This window comes from Streptomyces sp. NBC_01471 (genome assembly GCF_041438865.1).
Taxonomy (GTDB): Bacteria; Actinomycetota; Actinomycetes; order Streptomycetales; family Streptomycetaceae; genus Streptomyces.
Genome location: NZ_CP109450.1, coordinates 7,228,706 through 7,244,697 on the forward strand (window position 1 = coordinate 7,228,706; position 15,992 = coordinate 7,244,697).

At 64.9% G+C, this 15,992-nt stretch carries 14 protein-coding genes; 12 read left to right on the forward strand and 2 right to left on the reverse strand.

Going from position 1 to position 15,992, the window contains the following annotated elements:
- Window positions 1-7 precede the first annotated feature (7 nt).
- The 9 genes from OG285_RS32630 to OG285_RS32670 all read left to right on the forward strand — a co-directional run bounded on the left by OG285_RS32630 (window position 8) and on the right by OG285_RS32670 (window position 10,204).
- Complete coding sequence (locus OG285_RS32630; RefSeq protein ID WP_371793075.1) at window positions 8-811, forward strand: lysostaphin resistance A-like protein; 804 nt, start codon at window positions 8-10, stop codon at window positions 809-811.
- 181 nt (window positions 812-992) lie between these two features.
- Window positions 993-1,403, forward strand: a complete 411-nt coding sequence (locus tag OG285_RS32635; protein ID WP_371793076.1) for a hypothetical protein — start codon at window positions 993-995, stop codon at window positions 1,401-1,403.
- Window positions 1,404-2,777: 1,374 nt separating this feature from the next.
- Window positions 2,778-4,625: a phage/plasmid primase, P4 family gene (locus tag OG285_RS32640; protein ID WP_371793077.1), complete on the forward strand. Its 1,848-nt coding sequence runs from the start codon at window positions 2,778-2,780 to the stop codon at window positions 4,623-4,625.
- A gap of 81 nt (window positions 4,626-4,706) precedes the next feature.
- A complete protein-coding gene (locus OG285_RS32645; protein ID WP_371793078.1) occupies window positions 4,707-4,853 on the forward strand; it encodes a hypothetical protein in 147 nt (48 codons plus the stop codon).
- 65 nt (window positions 4,854-4,918) lie between these two features.
- Window positions 4,919-8,095 carry a hypothetical protein gene (locus tag OG285_RS32650; RefSeq protein ID WP_371793079.1) on the forward strand — a complete coding sequence of 1,059 codons (3,177 nt, stop codon included), beginning with the start codon at window positions 4,919-4,921 and terminating at the stop codon, window positions 8,093-8,095.
- A gap of 177 nt (window positions 8,096-8,272) precedes the next feature.
- A complete protein-coding gene (locus OG285_RS32655) occupies window positions 8,273-8,773 on the forward strand; it encodes a hypothetical protein (protein ID WP_371793080.1) in 501 nt (166 codons plus the stop codon).
- Window positions 8,770-9,066 carry a VRR-NUC domain-containing protein gene (locus tag OG285_RS32660; protein WP_371793081.1) on the forward strand — a complete coding sequence of 99 codons (297 nt, stop codon included), beginning with the start codon at window positions 8,770-8,772 and terminating at the stop codon, window positions 9,064-9,066. Before OG285_RS32655 ends, OG285_RS32660 begins: the two co-directional genes overlap by 4 nt.
- A gap of 311 nt (window positions 9,067-9,377) precedes the next feature.
- The gene (locus tag OG285_RS32665; protein WP_371793082.1) at window positions 9,378-9,638 is read left to right on the forward strand and encodes a hypothetical protein; all 261 of its coding nucleotides are present in this window, start codon (window positions 9,378-9,380) and stop codon (window positions 9,636-9,638) included.
- Between the two features lie 158 nt (window positions 9,639-9,796).
- Window positions 9,797-10,204 (forward strand): hypothetical protein, encoded by a 408-nt coding sequence (locus tag OG285_RS32670; RefSeq protein WP_371793083.1) that lies wholly within the window; start codon window positions 9,797-9,799, stop codon window positions 10,202-10,204.
- A 71-nt stretch (window positions 10,205-10,275) separates the two neighbouring features.
- Here the strand turns inward: OG285_RS32670 and OG285_RS32675 are convergent, their stop codons facing one another.
- The gene (locus tag OG285_RS32675; RefSeq protein ID WP_371793084.1) at window positions 10,276-11,427 is read right to left on the reverse strand and encodes a DUF4132 domain-containing protein; all 1,152 of its coding nucleotides are present in this window, start codon (window positions 11,425-11,427) and stop codon (window positions 10,276-10,278) included.
- A gap of 109 nt (window positions 11,428-11,536) precedes the next feature.
- Window positions 11,537-11,746 carry a hypothetical protein gene (locus OG285_RS32680; protein ID WP_371793085.1) on the reverse strand — a complete coding sequence of 70 codons (210 nt, stop codon included), beginning with the start codon at window positions 11,744-11,746 and terminating at the stop codon, window positions 11,537-11,539.
- A gap of 258 nt (window positions 11,747-12,004) precedes the next feature.
- Between OG285_RS32680 and OG285_RS32685 the strand changes: the two genes are divergently transcribed.
- The 3 genes from OG285_RS32685 (at window position 12,005) to OG285_RS32695 (ending at window position 15,886) form a co-directional block, all read left to right on the forward strand.
- Window positions 12,005-13,930, forward strand: a complete 1,926-nt coding sequence (locus tag OG285_RS32685; protein ID WP_371793086.1) for an SNF2-related protein — start codon at window positions 12,005-12,007, stop codon at window positions 13,928-13,930.
- Window positions 13,931-14,211: 281 nt separating this feature from the next.
- On the forward strand, window positions 14,212-14,556 hold the full coding sequence (locus OG285_RS32690) for a hypothetical protein (RefSeq protein WP_371793087.1): 345 nt from the start codon (window positions 14,212-14,214) through the stop codon (window positions 14,554-14,556).
- Window positions 14,557-15,634: 1,078 nt separating this feature from the next.
- The gene (locus OG285_RS32695) at window positions 15,635-15,886 is read left to right on the forward strand and encodes a hypothetical protein (protein ID WP_371793088.1); all 252 of its coding nucleotides are present in this window, start codon (window positions 15,635-15,637) and stop codon (window positions 15,884-15,886) included.
- Window positions 15,887-15,992: the final 106 nt, after the last annotated feature.

Genomic DNA, 15,992 nt, shown 5'->3' on the forward strand with positions numbered 1-15,992 from the left:
GGAGGCCATGGCGGCGTCACCGATCATTTCGCATCTGCTCAGCATCGCCTGGTGCGTCCTCGTGCCGTTGGCCGTCGTCGCTGTCTACCTCGGCCTCGGGACGGGCGCGGTCCTCCTCGTCGGGGAGCCGGTCCTCGCGACCGCTGCTCTGGGCATGCTCGTCGTGGTCCTCGTGGGCGCGACGAGGATCCTGCGGCCGGCGTGGCTCGCGCATGCAGCGGCCCCATGCCCGAAGAGAGAGACCCCCGGCTTCGGATGGACCGTCCTGGGCTGTGCAGCCCTGGCCTTCCTCGCCGGCCAGTCACTGGCCTTGTGGATCTACCGCACGGCCGGATCCACCGGCTTCGACGCCTCGAACCAGACCAGGCACGCGGCCGGAGCGGTGGCAACTCTTCTGCTCACCCTCGTCGCGGCGCCGGTGGGGGAGGAATTCCTGTTCCGAGGGTTGATCTACCCGTTGCTGCGCAAGCGGATGGGCGTCCCCGTCTCAGCGCTGGTCTCTGCCGTGGTGTTCGGCTTGCTGCACGGCAATGCCGTGCAGTTCGCCTCGACCCTGCCGCTGGCGGTACTCCTGGCCCTGCTCTACGAACGCACGCGCGCACTGTGGCTCTGTGTGCTCCTGCACCTGGGCTTCAATCTCACCGCGACCCTCGCTCCGGCGCAGGCGATGGGCGCTCTGGCGAACCCGGTCTCTGCGATGTTCCTGTGCCTGGCATTTGCCGGGTGTTCTGTGGGGCTCTACCGGCGGGTCGCCAGCGGGACCCCGCCGGGCGCAGTCCCGGGCACGGGAGACGAGTCCGTGATGCCGTAAGCGAGGTTCTCAGCCTCTTCTGGAAGACGATGGTGCTCTCTGCGCAGGACCTGACGGGCTATTTGTCCGCTGGTCGCTGGTGCGGAGAGCCTATTCGTGGTGACCGGAGTGATCCGATCACCGAGGTATGACTGAAAGTAACTGTTCAGTCATACTCATCAGGAGAGGAGAGGATCTCATCATGGCCATCGTCAGTACCTGTACGTACGATTCGCGAGGACGGCTCGTCCGCCCCGACCCGCTCGATATCAGTCGTGCGAAGATCCGTCTGGACCTCGACATTGGTGAGAAGCCGACCTTCGAGCGCGGTCACACGCACGTCTTCGTCGTCTCCGACATGGGCGTCACCGCCGAGCAGGCCCGTGGGCGCGTGGGCGCGAGGCTACGCCAGTTCTTCGATCGGGTCGAGGCCGTTCGCGGCTGCCACAAGATCACTGTGCAGAAGCGTCAGAGCAAGAACCCGCTCAACCTCAACACCACGATTTCCTACGAGATCCTGTACGTCGTCGAATCGGACGAGCGATCCCGTAGCCGCAGTTCTGTGTCCCCCAATGAGGGATACCGGCGGGGCTGGAGCACGGTCACCCCTTAGGTGATGCGCGCCGTCCGCGCCTCGTAGTCAACGGCACATGCAAAGAGGCCAGAGAGTTCCCTTCCCACGGGGAGACTCTCCGGCCTCTTTGGTTTCACGTTCCAGTGCAACATCGATCACCTGGCGCCAACGATAGCAGCTGGCGCAGATCACTCGCAATGAGCGGCGAATGCCAGTCCAGCCCCTTTCGCTTCGAGTGAAGTCTCGTGAACGAAGCGACTCTGGCGCAACTCTGAATCATGTCCGGAGGGCCCGTCAGGGGCTCTCGATGAGCCTAAGAGCGCCGAGGCCGGCCCGCTTTCGCGCTACACGAACCAGTTACACGATCTGGTAGATCGTGTAGGCCGGTCCAGGCCAGCGCGCGGCGGTCCCTCGCTCAGATCTGGTCGCGCCGCCTGAGAGCCGCGCAGCAACCCGACGCGGGAGGCTGCCTCAGGGTGGTCGCCAGGAATGCGCACCGGGCCGCTGAAGCCCCGCGTGTACCACGAGACGTGGTACACCTCCGGAACTCACGTCTGACGTGGGAGGACACCTGTCCCACGAGGGTCTGCCTCGCACCGGGTGTACCACGTGGGAAAAGCGAGGTGGTACGACGTTTTGCCTGGTCAACCTGCGTTTCCCATCGATGTACCACGTGTACCAAACTTTTTTCATCGTTTACATAGGGACGTGTTCGAGAGCGCCGACCGGCTCCAGCGCTGGCTGGACGGCCTGCTTCGTTAGCCCCCTCTTGCGCATGTATCCAGTCTCTATTTTCCGGTACAAGTGGTACAGGGGGTATATAACCCCTTCCCGACCTGGGTAAATGCCTGTACCACGTAGAAAATGTCACGTGGTACACCCTGCTCTTGGGCTCCCGAGATTTCTGCTCTGACCTGGGAAAATAGGTGTACCACGTCAAGTGGTACAGGCACCGATACCCCTGCAGGGTATGAGGCGTTGGAAACCGTCCTGGGGGGACGTTCGGTCGGTGTGCTGGCAGTGGCTGGCCCGGCTGGCCGGAAGAACTCCTCCGGACCTCGACCAACGGGCCGGGCGGCTCACGCCGCCCGCGGGTGCATGGTCGAGCATGGGAAGTCGGTAACTCCGAAGGTGTGCACCCCCGGGTCACTGATTCTCACGTCTGATCCAGGTTTGCGAGGCGTGTGGTACGGCCGTGGCGGTCGCGCGCGTCCCCTCGGTGCCTGTCGGTGGCCCATCCGGATCTCTTTTGCGCGCCATGGAGGACCCCGGTATTCCTCTTGTTGAATGATGATTGAATCGTTGCGATAGGATACTCGGATGGCATACGGTTGAGATCACGTTCCATTCGATTGCGAGTCCAATCGGCTTCCCACGCATCGCCGGCAGGATCTCGATCGAGAAAGCAGCGACATGACGCCTCCTGATGCCCCCACGTCTCTACCTGCCGACGGCTGCATCGCCGGACCGCGCACCAACCCCGTCGCCGACGTCCTGTCCAGCGTCATGAAGTACTTCTCGGGCCGCGACGACATGGCTCCGCAGAACGAGATCATCACGTACGTCACTGCGGTCTACCTCGATCACATCGATCTAGACACCCCTCCGACGCCTCGCGTCCTGGAGAAGCAGCTGCTGGCGATCGTCAATGGCGTCTGCAAGTCGGAGAACTTCAAAGCGGCCACCGCCACCGAGAGGCTGCCGCTGCTGCGGTGTCTGACGTACTGGCAGGTCGCGCAGATCTTGCTGCGTCTGCACCACGTCATCCGCATCGCACCTAACGCCAAGGACACCGACCGCGAGTACGACCTGCTGGCGATGTACCAGGCCAACGGCCGCGCGCGCGGAACGTATACCACCAGCGAGGACGACATCCGCACCGCGGTTCGCATGTACAACACCCAGTTGACCCTCAAGGAATTCGCCGAGGTCCTCGCCGTTCTGCGCGAGGACAGCCCGCGCCGGCACCAGAGCACGAACCGTGACTTCATCGCCGCGCGCAACGGCATCGTCTTCTACGGCACCGAACCACTGGACGTCACGGTCTTCGGCAAGGACTTCCACTTCGAGCCCAAGCAGGTCCACCCCTTCGACCCCGCTATCGTGCTGCTGACCAAGAATGATGTCGATTATGTGGACGACGCCCCGCAGCAGATCATCACGCACCCCGAGGACGGAAACTGGGACGTCGTTTCCTGGATCGAGGAGCTCTTCGACCAGCCTGGTGACGAGGGTCTCGCCGATCTGATCTGGGAGATCATCGGCGCGATCATCCGGCCGCACGTGCGCTGGGGCAAGACCGCCTGGTTCTACTCGGAGCAGGGCAACAACGGCAAGGGCACGCTCTGCGCGCTCATGCGCAATCTGGTCGGCAGCGGTGCGCACACCTCGATCCCGCTCTCGGACTTCGGCAAGGACTTTGCGCTCGAACCGCTGGTGCGCGCCAACGCGATCATCGTCGACGAGAATGACGTCGGCACCTTCATCGACAAGGCGGCCAACCTGAAGGCGATCGTGACCAACGACGTCATCCAGATCAACCGCAAGTACCGGATGCCGATCGCCTACCAGTTCTTCGGCTTCATGGTCCAGTGCCTGAACGAGTTTCCGCGCGTGAAGGACAAGTCCGAGTCGTTTTACCGGCGGCAGCAATTCGTGCCCTTCACCAAGAGCTTCACCGGAGCCGAGAAGAAGTACATCAAGGACGACTACCTCCAGCGCCCCGAGGTCCTGGAGTACGTCTTCTGGCACGCGATCAACCGCGCCGGCACGTCCTCTCCGGGGGACTACTACCAGCTCTCCGAGCCGGTAGCGACCAAGGCGGTCCTGGCCGAGTACAAGGAGGCCAACGACCCCGTGCGCGCCTTCTGGGAGGAGTTCCGCGGCCGGCTGGTCTGGGATCTGGCACCGTTCACGTTCCTCTACGACCTGTACAAGGCCTGGTTCACCGACGTCTCGCCCTCGGGCTCGCCGGTCGGCAACAAGCAGTTCATCACCGACCTGGTCGCCATCGTCCGGCCGGATGCCCTGTGGCACTGCCCGGACAAGACCCGCAAGATCCGACCCGGCCCGATGATGAGCAGCCCCGAGCCGCTCATCGCCGAGTACGAGCTGAAGAAGTGGGCGAACCCGAGCAACAACGGCAGCAATGCGCTGAAGACATCCCAGCCGAAGCTGCAGCTGTCCGCCAGCTACCGCGGCCTGCTCCGGCAGACGGGCGCGCCGGCCCCGACCGACGGCACGACCGCCGAAGAGGACTGATGCGGCCAGTGCCAAGGCCGCTGGCGCACCCGGCGAACTCACCCCGGCCGCTTGCGAACCTGCCTGGGGGCATGAGCGGCGATGTCCGACGTCGTGCACGAGCAGCGGATCACCAACCTCGTCGTCAGCTCGCAGATCACGGCGGACCCCGGGGAGATGCCCCGGCTCAAGAGTGAGGCGTCCCGACGTACGGATGCCCTGCACCGGCCCCCTCTCGACTCCCTCTGAGGCCGCGTGCCTCCTCCCCAGATACCGGCCGTGATGGTCGGACCGACGAAAGGAGATCCCCGATCATGACCACACAGCGAACACCCGTCACGGCTTCGAGGGCGCGCTTCAGCTTCTACGACATCGAGTCGTTGTCGGACGTCTTCACTCTTTGCGCGTACACCCCGCGGCCCGACGGAGCCGTCGACGACCTGGAGATCTTCTTCCTCGCCGACGCCCAGCGGCTCTCCGATGCCGTGGACCCGCAGGCACTCTATGAAACCGTGGTGCGCTCCAACCCGGGCCTTCCCGCAGTCAGCATTCAGTTGTGGAACCTGCGCGGCGAGCGGGGCAACCTCCGCCTTGCCGAGCTGGTGGGCCTCTCGAACGCCGATCTGGTCAACGACCGTGCCGCGGTCTCGTCCTATCCGACAGGCCTGCGCCCGGTCTGCGACACGGATCTCGAGTACGACCCGTTGAAGCACCCGTTCCTGGCTGGGTACAACTCGCTGAACTATGACACGGTCATGCTCGCGCTGTATCTGATGGAGACCTTCCCGGCTCCGCACTCGGGTCGTCTCTTCCAGCCGACCACGGCGCGCGAGATGCGCGAGCACAACGACAAGCTGTTCAACGAGCACATCGAGTACATGCCCGGCTACCTCGGCTGGGACGCCCCGGCTGCCAAGATCCGCCGCGCCATGCTTCACTCGGGCCGGTATCTGGACGTCGCTCGTCTCAACGAGCTCCAGACCAAGGTGAGCCTCAAGCGCCTGCTCGGGATGCTCGGCCGCCAGATCAAGGAATCCGAGAAGCTCAGCCACGACACCCAGATCGCCACGATCGAGGATCTCTACGAGCTGCTGGCCTACAACGTCTCCGACTGCGTGGGCCTGGCCCAGCTCTTCCAGCACCCGGCCTACGCCAGCAACTTCGACCTGAAGGCCGGCCTGCTGGCGCAGTACTCCGAGACGGTCTACGCCAAGAACGGCTCCGTGCGCCGAGACCGGTTGACCATCGACTCGTCCTCGGCGAAGTTCGTCGGCCGCATTCTCGCGCCGTACACCGCGCTGAATGACATCGAGGCCGTGTCCTACCTCTACCCGGACGCCCAGGTGGCCAAGGAGCGGGGAATCTGCCCGGTCAACGTACTCGACGAGTGCCTGCGCTTCTTCGAGGAGAACGTAGCTCCGGACCCCGCCGCGCACCCCGAGGCGACGCCGGAGCAGCGCGCAGCGCACCGCCAGTTCATACAGGTCGTCGACTACTACCGCTCGATCGAGGGGCAGAACTTCAACGATTCCGAGGAGTACCGGGACCTGTTCAGCCTCCCGGCCAAAAACCTGCGCGAGTTGCCGAAGACGCCGAGCAACGTGCCCTACTTCCATCGGGACGCCTCCCCGTCGTCGTGTTTCGCCACGTTCAGCACGGGCGGTATACACGGAGCCGAAGCCGACATGAGCGTCTTCGACACCGACTCCTTCGAGCACCGGGAGCAGGCGGCCATGATCGGCATCGCCCGTCTCATCTACCCCAACGCCAGAGCCTTCGTGACCGAGGCCAAGCGCCAGCACAACCGGCTCTCGCTGCCCGACGGCACGTCCGTCGACAAACGGCTCGTGCTGCTGGGCTCGGATCCGGAGAAGGTGAAGTACCGCAAGCCGAAGAACGCGGACCCGGATCAGGCCGAGCAGCTTGCGCGTGCGCAGGCTCAGGTCCCGGATCCGGCGGGTTTGTTGGCTGCTCAGCGACCGGAGGCCGAAGCGCTGCATGTGCGCCTGGCCGACGGGACGGTGCTCGACGGCAAGCTCGTCCTGGCCGTCACCTCGGAGGCCAAGGCCGCGTACCGTGACGAGCCGTCGAAGAAAGCCCCCGAGCTGTTCATCGCGAAGACCGACAAGTCAACCAAGCTGCACCCGAAGTTCGCCCGGACCTCGGCAGGTCTGGTGATCCACGAGGACTTCACCAGCTACTACCCGAACCTGCTGCGCAACATGAGGGCATTCTGGAACCCGGAGCTGGGCGAGGACCGCTACACGACGATCTTCTTCGAGAAGGAGCGCCTGGGTCGTGCGATAAAGAAGCCGGGGATCTCCGCTGAGGAGAAGGCCCGGCTCACGACCCTGCGCAACGGTACGAAGCTGATCCTGAACTCAGCCTCTGGTGCCGCTGACGCCGCCCACCGGACCCCGATCCGGATGAACAACCGCACCATCTCGATGCGGATCCTCGGCCAGCTGTTCAGCTGGCGAATCGGGCAGGCACAGACGCTGCGCGGCGCACGGATCATCTCGACAAACACCGACGGTCTCTACTCCGTCGTCGGGGAGAACGACTTCGACGAGGCCACCAACAACCGCGTGCTCGCTGAGCAGCAGAAGGCCATCGGCATCGCCATCGAGCCGGAACTGATGTTCCTCATCAGCAAAGACTCGAACAACCGGCTCGAACTGGAAGCACCCGGGCAAGGCCGGACCGTCGCGGACAGCCCAATCATCACTGCTTCCGGTGGAACGCTGGCCTGCCACGCAGGTCCGACCCCGACGAAGTCGCTGGCCCACCCTGCTGTGATCGACTTCGCCCTGGCTCGCTACCTGCAGGCCGTCGCCGGCAGGGGAGAGGGGGCTCTTGCCGAGTCATTCGATTCCGCGCTGGGCCGGAAGATGATCGAGGAGGCGATTTCCCCCGACGATCCGGTCAAGACGCTGCTGCTGTTCCAGAACGTCATCGCCGCGTCCCGGAGCTCGATCACCTACCCGTTCGCCGCTGACCCTCTCAACGCTGGATCCGTGAGTGGCGAGGCCGAAGACGTTGATACTGATGCGCAGCTGGTGAACCCGCGCGCTCTGCAGATGGTCAACAGGGTCTTCATCGTCCACAACGGTAGCGATGGAGCCGTGAGTCTGCACAACGCCGGCGCGTGGAAGGTGAACCCGGTCAGCCAGGCCAAGCGTCGCGAGTCCGGCAACTCCGGGGTGCGGCGCGACCCGATCGCGCTTCAGGTCCTACGTCATCACGGGTGGGCGAAGAACCGCAGCGAAGCCAGCACCTCCGATGGCCTCACGCTGCTCCCCGATGACCAGGACGTCGTGATCCGCCGGATCAACAGCATCGACCCGAGGTGGTCGATGGTCGTCGTCAATGATGACCTCCGCACTCTGCCTGCCTCCCGGGTCGCGCAGCTCATCGGGGCGCTCGACCTCGCCATCTACGCCCGGATGCTCGACGAGACGTTCACCAAGAACTGGAAGAACGCCTCCTGATCAGCTCCCCGCACCACCATCCGACCGCAGGTGCCGGGTCGTGCCGACACGACGCTGCTCGGCACCCGAGTCCAATTCGAGTCGAAGGCGAGTCTGGCTCGCCACGGCAAGAGAATCGAGAGACGTCATGTTCCGGACCACACGTCCCGTCCGCACCGTTGAAGGAGGCGACAAGTTATGAGTGCCGCCCCCGAACCAGTCCAGCCCGGTCAGCGCTGGCGGCGCAAAAGTGATGGGGTCCTGACCAAGGTCCTTCACGTAGATTCACCCTTCCAGTTCCGGCGCTCGGTCCATCATCGAGCGCAGCGTCGGACGGTCACCAAGCTCGGCTCGTTCCTGAAGAAGTACGAGATCGTGTCCGATGCCGTGCCGACCGACACCTCCGCCCAGGACGACGACGCCCAGGCCCAGCAGGAGAAGAACACGACCCGCGAGGGCATCCTGGTCCGCCGGGGCCAGATCTGGGAAGACCTCGACACCCGACAGAGCAAGCGCCGCGTCGTCGAGTCCGTTGCGGACGGGGAGGCCCAAGTCCGGGATCACTACGGCACGAAGTACTCCACCCTCAGCGTCTCCCGAATGCACAAGCACCCCACGGGCTTACGCCTCGTCGGGCCCGGTGAGCTGAAGTACGGCACGCCGACGGCCTCGTCGGACGAGAAGACTCAGAGCCGATGACGTCCCCGCGTGAGCGGGTCATCGAGGACTACCTCCTGGCCCAGTGCCGGGCACACGGCTTCCTGTGTCTGAAGTTCGTCTCGCCGGCCCGCGGGGGAGTGCCCGACCGGATCGTCGTTGCCCTGGGCCGCGTTGTGTTCGTCGAGGTCAAGCGCCCTGGCGGCCGGCTGCGGAAGCTGCAGCAGCTCATGCACGCCAAGTTGCGTTGTCACGGAGCTGAAGTCCACGTCGTTGACGACATGCCGGGCGTCGACACGTTCATCGCGCACCTCCTCCAGTCTCCATCCGATTAACAGAGAACAGCACCATGACCCGCAAGTACCCATCTGCGCCCCAGCGGCCGCAGTACGAAACCAAGGACATCGGCCGCCCGCGGTTCGCACCGTCCCGCCTGACCCGAGAAGTCTCGATGCCAGAGCGCGTGGATGAAGGTCACGGGCGGCTCCCGGGCAACGGGATCCGCGACGGCAGCGAGGGCCTTGTCGAGCGCGTCGCTGTTGATAAGGGATGCCGGTTCGTTGGTCAGGCCATGACTCTAGGGGCCCTGGAAATTGGTGGATGTCAGAATGAACTATGACAAATCAAAGTAGGGTAGGCGATCAGGATGCCGAGGCTTTCCGCTGCCGAGACCAACGTGATTGGCGAGAAGGTCAAGACTTTCGAGCTCACTCGCGAGATGCAGGGCCGCCTGTGCTTCCCCGGTGGGACCATGGCCCTGGAAAGGGCCTGGCAGAACGAGGGCAAGAAGGCCTGCGAGATCGAGGTGGTCACCGCGCAGGATCGGTTCCGCAACGTTGAGGAGGCCTGCGAGTGGGGGGCTGACAGGGCGTTTGACCCCCGGACCGGACGGCAGATCGAACTCTGAGGCCCATGGTGTGGGGCCCTTCCGAGGCAAGCGGGAGGGCCCCACACCATGGGCCTTACTGGCCGTCGACACATCAGCGCAGCCCGCCACCGAGCGCGACGTCCGCGAGTTGGCCAACTGGCCGGTAGGCGCGCTGCATCATGGCTACGATCCAGCGCATGGACATTCCTCATCAGCACGTCACCGGGCACTTAGTCGCCGCTGGATATCGGCAGGGGTGCCCGGTCGGCCCGAACGTCCCGATCCCGGGACCGAGCTGGGCAATGCACCATGTCCGGCGAGAACGCTGGCCCGAGGGCGCTGTGGAGTGCAAGGAGATCCGCTACACCCTCGACGACTCCTGGGCCCGCCGCTCAGCAGCACTGCGGGACCAGGAGGCCGCTGACCAACTGGCCATCGACACGAAGGCGGCGTACGGGGAGCTGACGGCAGTCCTGCAACGAGTCGGCTACACGGTGGAGTACGTCGAGCAGCCGTACCACCTCGGAACGATGGAATGGCTGTTCGTGCACGCCCTCGCGGGCGATGTAGCACCGCCTCCGACCGAGGCCCACACCGCCGGATAGCCCGCAATACCCAGCCTGTGCGGTTCCTGGGGGAGGAGCCGTACAGGGCGGAGTGCGTGCCAACCTACTGCTCAGGCAGCTCGGCCGGTGATTGATCCGGAACCGGCGGGCCGCAGCCGGACCCGTGCTGTGGGTTCGATCTCGACGCCGGCGGCGCTGGTGCCGAGGTGCCGGTAGCCGTGTTCGCCAGGTGTCTCGTACTCCCATTCCAACGAACGCGTGACCACGCTGGTGATCGGGTGGTCACGGTAGTACCGCGACCAGTCCGACCAGAGCCAGGTGCGCTTTTCGGAGGCCGCGGTGGCGAGTCGGAGCCGCTCTGCGGCCAGGGTCTTCACGATGCGTTGGGCGTGACGCCGCACACCGTCGACGCTTTCGGCTCGGGTTCGCGTCTTGTAGCCGGCGGGGGATCGGAAAGGTGCCGTGGTGCGCGTGTGCGTTGCGTTCTCGTCATCTATCCAGTCGACGGTCACCTGGCCACTGTCGTGGACCGCGATGACCGCGTCAAGCGCGGCGTTCCACCAGTGTGCGCCGCGCCCGATCCAGCCGAGCGTCAGCGTTCCGTCCGGTTCCAGTCCGTGACGCGGCACCGTGCGTTCGGCCAGCTCGTGGGGTGGGACCCCGGCGCGGGTCGCGGCCTTCTTTACGGACTTCACCAGGACCTTGTGCGAGTGCCGGGCCGGAACGACCCAATAGTGCAGTGCCCATAGTTCCTCCAATGCGTCCCGGCCGGGCAGTTCGCCCAGGGCCAGGAATGCAGCGCCAGCGATGTCGTCGTCCACCCGGTAATGGGTGCTCATGGCCTGCGCGTTCTTGCGGCCCACTACAGCGAGGCTTTCGGCGAGTTCGCTTGTGTCCCCAGCGAGCCATCCTGCGGCGAGCGTTGCACCGATCGCCAGGCTCCGAGCCAGGGCAGGAGGCTTCGTCTGTCCGAGCTCCCTGATGACGTGTCGCGGATCGGTCACGCCGTGGAAGGAGCCTGACTGGGCCAGTTCCCGGACGGCGTACTGGACCAGCTCGCGGGCGCCGGGTGTCTTGAGCAGGGCCTTGGCTCGACGCTTCCAGACGGTGTCGACCTTGTAGCGGTAGTCCCAGAACTCGGAGGTGGTACCCAAGTGCAGGACCAGGTCAATCAGCTCTGGTGACAAGCCAGTAAATCGGTGCCGTGTGCGATTGCTCCAGTCGTTTCCGGGGTCGAACAGGTTCTGTACAAGATCGGTCATCCTGCAATCCTGCCCCAGGGCACTGACACGAGCGGCGCCGCTACGTCAGGCGCGACGAGGAGTCAGGGGCGGTGGCGTGAACAACTGCCGGGCCGACCAGTGCAATCCGTCAGTGTGCCCGTCGGGGGCGGCAGGTCAGCTCAAGTCGTGAACGAGTAGCCATCCGGCCTCGGACATGGGCGGTCAGGCCGAGGGACTGGCAGCTGCTCTGCAGGGCTGCGGCCCAGTGCGGGGCGGTGGAGAAGGAGGCCAGCAGGCGCCAGGACCAGGGTTCGATGGACTCCGTGGCGACGGTCCCTTCCACGACGACGTAGCCCACGCGCTCGCCCCTGTCTCCCTGGTGCAGCCTGATGATCCAAACGAAACGGCCTAGATCCGGGAACTCACCCGCACCTTCCAGCGGCTGCGCGCCCTGCGTGCGGCTTTCCCCGGCGACCTCCAAACCCAACCTTCTGCGCGCTGAGGGCTCCACCCGGCACCGGCCGTTACTACGACAGACAACGCGTCGGCTGCTTAAAACCCGCACTCACTACGACGAAGCAACCGCGTGGTCACACCACACCTATTCCCAGCCGGCTTGACACCCCAACGACATGGGGTGTCTTACCATCCACTGAAGAAAGGCAGGACCAGCGATATGACCGTGGCTGTCGTCCCGGCTACCACTCCATCCTCGATCTCGCTGATGCCGCATCAGCAGCAGATCCACGACTTCCTCGTCGACCGGCCCTTCGCCGGCGCATGGCTCGGGGTAGGGGCCGGCAAGACGTTGACAACCCTCAGTGTTCTGCAGACGGTCCGCCCGATGGGCCACATTCTCGTCGTAGCACCCGTGGCGATCGCCCGATCCACCTGGATTGACGAGATCGAGAAGTGGGGCTTCCCCATCCGCACGAAGTCGCTCATCGTCAACGAGAACGACAGGAAGCTGGCCAAGGCCAAGCGCCTCCAGCGCTTCCAGGAGGTCTTCACTGACCCGCCGACGATGTACTTCATCAACCAGGAGTTGCTCACACAGTCTTCCCAAAGGAGAAGGCTCATCACCCCAGTGCCGGGTGCCACGGCTGCCCCGACTGTCTCGTCCGAGGCCATCGATATCCTGGATCTGCTCCGAGCACGGGGGCCGCTGAGCCAGGACGAGCTAATCGCCGATTACCGGGGCCTGGTCGCCGTCGACGTCAACAACCCGATTTCTAAGTCCAAGGTTCAAGCCTGGATTCAGGAGCTGGTCAAGTCGGCCCTGGTGACGCACGAAACCCATGCCTGCCGGACCTGCACCGGAGCAGGCTGCGCCGGATGCCGCTTCGGTCTGGTCGACCAGCTGCCGTTCCAGAACATCAACGGCCAGAACACCATCATCTGGCCCTTCCAGACGGTCATCATCGACGAGTCCCAGGGCTTCAAGTCGCACGACTCGCAGCGCTTCCTGGCCCTGGCGACGGTGCGGCCGGCCATGAACCGACTCATCGAGCTGACGGGAACGCCCAGCCCTAACGGTCTCCACGACTTGTGGAGCCAGGTCTACCTGCTCGACCAGGGCCAGACGCTGGGTCACAACATCACCGCGTACCGCAACCGCTGGTTCACGCCGAAGATGGTGCCCGGCACCACGACACCGGCGAAGTGGATCCCCACGGCAAACGCCGAAACCGAGATCCATCAGGCCATCTCGCACCTGGTGATGAGCGCGCAGAACACGAGCCTGCAGCTTCCGGCGCTCAGCATCCAGGACGTCAATGTCACGCTCCCGCCGGACCTGCTTCAGACCTACAAGGACTTCAAGCGCGACCTGGTCCTGGACATCGTGCAGACCTACACCGACGATGACGGGAAGCTGACGCAGAGCGTCGAATCGATCATTGCCGCGAACCAGGCGGTGCTGACGAGCAAGCTGATGCAGTTCGCCTCGGGCACGCTCTACACCGCGGATCCTGACGACCCGAACACGAAGGGCCGGTACGAGGTCATCCACGACAAGAAGATCGAGATGACCGAGTACCTGGTGCGGAACAACGGCGGCGAGCCCGTGCTCATCGCCTATCACTTCAAGTCCGACAAGGAGCAGTTGCTCACGCGGCTCCAGAAGGTCGGCATCGACGCGCAGGCCTTCGACGGCTCGCGCGACATGGTCCGCCGGTGGAATGCCAAGCAGATCCCGGTGATGGTGCTTCACCCTGCAGCCGCAGGGCACGGCCTGAACCTGCAGCAGGGCGGCTCGACGATGATCTGGTACACGCTGCCGTTCTCGCTCGAGCACTACCTGCAGACCAACGGCCGGCTCTTCCGCACTGGCCAAACACAGCCGGTGACCATCCATCGGCTCATCGCCAAGGGCACCCAGGACGAGCGGATGCCCTCGGTGCTCGCTGACAAGCAGCAGGTCCAGGACGACCTCATTGAGGCCGTCTCCGGGGACTTCGCCGCCGAGCAGGCGCTCCTCGCCGCGCTGGAGGAGGAGATCCGCGAGGACCTCAACGACCTCTGGGCTTCCGAGCGGTTCTGAATGCCGAACCTCTCCCATCTGACGACGGCCCGGTTGTGATCTCTCTGCTGGGCCGTCGCCTTCTCTCACAACGGGGTTCGATCGACATGTCTTTGCGCCCGTTTCCCCACATGATAAAGCCCAAATCGGGGCTGGTCGGCGCGGCTCGACTCCGGTTCGTCTACCGGCGCGGATTCGCGCACTCTTCGCCCCCGCCGCGAACCGCTTGACTCGGCTTCGCACCCTTACGCCAGCCTGCGGGAAGCACCCGGCCACCCGTCCTCCCTGGAAGGTAGACCCGTATGCGCACCCTCGACTCCGTCAGTTGGGTTCGCACCCTCGGTATCCTGCGCGGCGCAGCGGAGGGCAACGACACCAAGTACATGCATGTCCTCGGCGGCTACGAGCTGCACGTAGCGCCCCTGCTCGCCACTGGGCTCGTCAGGCGTCTCGCCGACGATGAACAACCCGAACTCGACACCTTCGTCGCCCCGACACCGGTCGGCCGCGCCTTTTACGAGGAACAACTGACCGGCCTTCCAGCCGTCACCCAATGCCGGGCCAACATGTGGAGCACCATGCACGAGATGTGCTCTGCACTCACCGCGCTAGAGAACACGTGCGCAGCCCGGTCCCCCGTTCCGTAGCCCCTGGCCCGGCCCACGCGGGACAGACGGACGCCTGCACCGGCCATGACAGCGGAGCAGGACCGCGACGCTGACCCCATGCCGGTGACGGAACACCCGTCCTGGGCGTCGTGGCGGGCCCGCAGGACTGACCGGTCGGCGCGGACGTCTCGGCTGTGGGCTCCGGGTCAGGGCCATCAGCCGCCAGTGAATGCCACCTCAACGCCGGACGTCGCCTGCAGCCCCTGGAGATCGCGCCGGCCGCATAGTGCTGCTGGAACTCATGCAGCGGATCACCGCCGGTCATGAAGGGCGCAGGCGTCGGCTTCGCGCTCTGTGGGCGCTGGCCTCGGGGGTCTGGGTCGGCATGGCCGACCCGGGAGCGAGAACGATACCGGAGGTGCTGGGTGTTCGTGCATCCGGCCCGTTCCCTTCTCCCCCCTTGACGTCTCGTCAGGGGCATTCCCCGGTAGCGGTGGTGTACCTGACGAGACGCTGCAGCAACCACTCGCCGGAGACGAAGGCGACGCAGGTCGCCGAAGCCCCGAAGAAGACGTCGATGAGACACATCAGCACCCTGGCCAAGACGCGTATCGGCCGCCAATCAGGCGCCGGAGGGCTCCTCAGGAACGTGCTCCGACGGCGCATCTGTCCATCGGTACGTAGGACCTTCCTCATGCCCCCACCGCGAAGCGTGACTTCCCGAAGACCACGCACGCGATACTGACGATCACGGCCTACGGCCCGCACGAGTGCCCAACTGTGACGCCGCCATGAAGCTGTTCGACCGCCGGGGCATCCACCCTCCACACGAAGATCGCCTTGCAGACCGACGATGCGAACCACCGCCCTGGAGAACCTCGGCTGCCAACAGGCCCCGGTGATCGGTGAGCACAACCGCGAGGCGGGCGCCACCGGCGTAAAGCCCGCGGGGTGCAGCCGAGAGTATGGCCGTCTTGCCTCCAGACTCCGCAAGCGCACAGTAACCGCCAGCCACCTGAAGAAGAACTCCTGTGCCGCCGACGACGTGCTCGCGCTGGATCCAGGTCGGCCCCGCAGCCTCCACCACACATCACGCCCTTCGAGCAAGGACTGAAGTATGGCCCGCAAGCAGAGGATTAAGAAGTACCAGGTCGACCACTGGAAGATCTCACTGGAACAGCTTCTGGAGGAGGGCAACTTCAGGCAGGACGGCCGGCCGCTGAGCCCTGAGGGCATCGCGGAGCGGAAGCAGCTGGTCGCGACGCTGCGCGGACTGAACTCCCTTCGCGTGGGCCAGCTCGTCGACCTGGACACCGTTCAGCCCATCCACGAGGACGACACCGAGAGTGAAGGCAGCTCCGGGGCCTGATGAAGCAACACTGCGTCTCTCCGGACCAGTGCCCTCTCGACCAGCTGAGGCGATGGCCCCCAGGGGCAAACGCAAGCATCAGGAACGCGACCGCGAGTCCGTCGAG

Excerpts from the sequence above, each read along its gene's own strand:
- OG285_RS32630 (WP_371793075.1), top strand. The coding sequence starts at position 8 with ATGGCGGCGTCACCGATCATTTCGCATCTGCTCAGCATCGCCTGGTGC.
- OG285_RS32635 (WP_371793076.1), top strand. The coding sequence starts at position 993 with ATGGCCATCGTCAGTACCTGTACGTACGATTCGCGAGGACGGCTCGTC.
- OG285_RS32640 (WP_371793077.1), top strand. The coding sequence starts at position 2,778 with ATGACGCCTCCTGATGCCCCCACGTCTCTACCTGCCGACGGCTGCATC.
- OG285_RS32645 (WP_371793078.1), top strand. The coding sequence starts at position 4,707 with ATGTCCGACGTCGTGCACGAGCAGCGGATCACCAACCTCGTCGTCAGC.
- OG285_RS32650 (WP_371793079.1), top strand. The coding sequence starts at position 4,919 with ATGACCACACAGCGAACACCCGTCACGGCTTCGAGGGCGCGCTTCAGC.
- OG285_RS32655 (WP_371793080.1), top strand. The coding sequence starts at position 8,273 with ATGAGTGCCGCCCCCGAACCAGTCCAGCCCGGTCAGCGCTGGCGGCGC.
- OG285_RS32660 (WP_371793081.1), top strand. The coding sequence starts at position 8,770 with ATGACGTCCCCGCGTGAGCGGGTCATCGAGGACTACCTCCTGGCCCAG.
- OG285_RS32665 (WP_371793082.1), top strand. The coding sequence starts at position 9,378 with ATGCCGAGGCTTTCCGCTGCCGAGACCAACGTGATTGGCGAGAAGGTC.
- OG285_RS32670 (WP_371793083.1), top strand. The coding sequence starts at position 9,797 with ATGGACATTCCTCATCAGCACGTCACCGGGCACTTAGTCGCCGCTGGA.
- OG285_RS32675 (WP_371793084.1), bottom strand. The coding sequence starts at position 11,427 with ATGACCGATCTTGTACAGAACCTGTTCGACCCCGGAAACGACTGGAGC.
- OG285_RS32690 (WP_371793087.1), top strand. The coding sequence starts at position 14,212 with ATGCGCACCCTCGACTCCGTCAGTTGGGTTCGCACCCTCGGTATCCTG.
- OG285_RS32695 (WP_371793088.1), top strand. The coding sequence starts at position 15,635 with ATGGCCCGCAAGCAGAGGATTAAGAAGTACCAGGTCGACCACTGGAAG.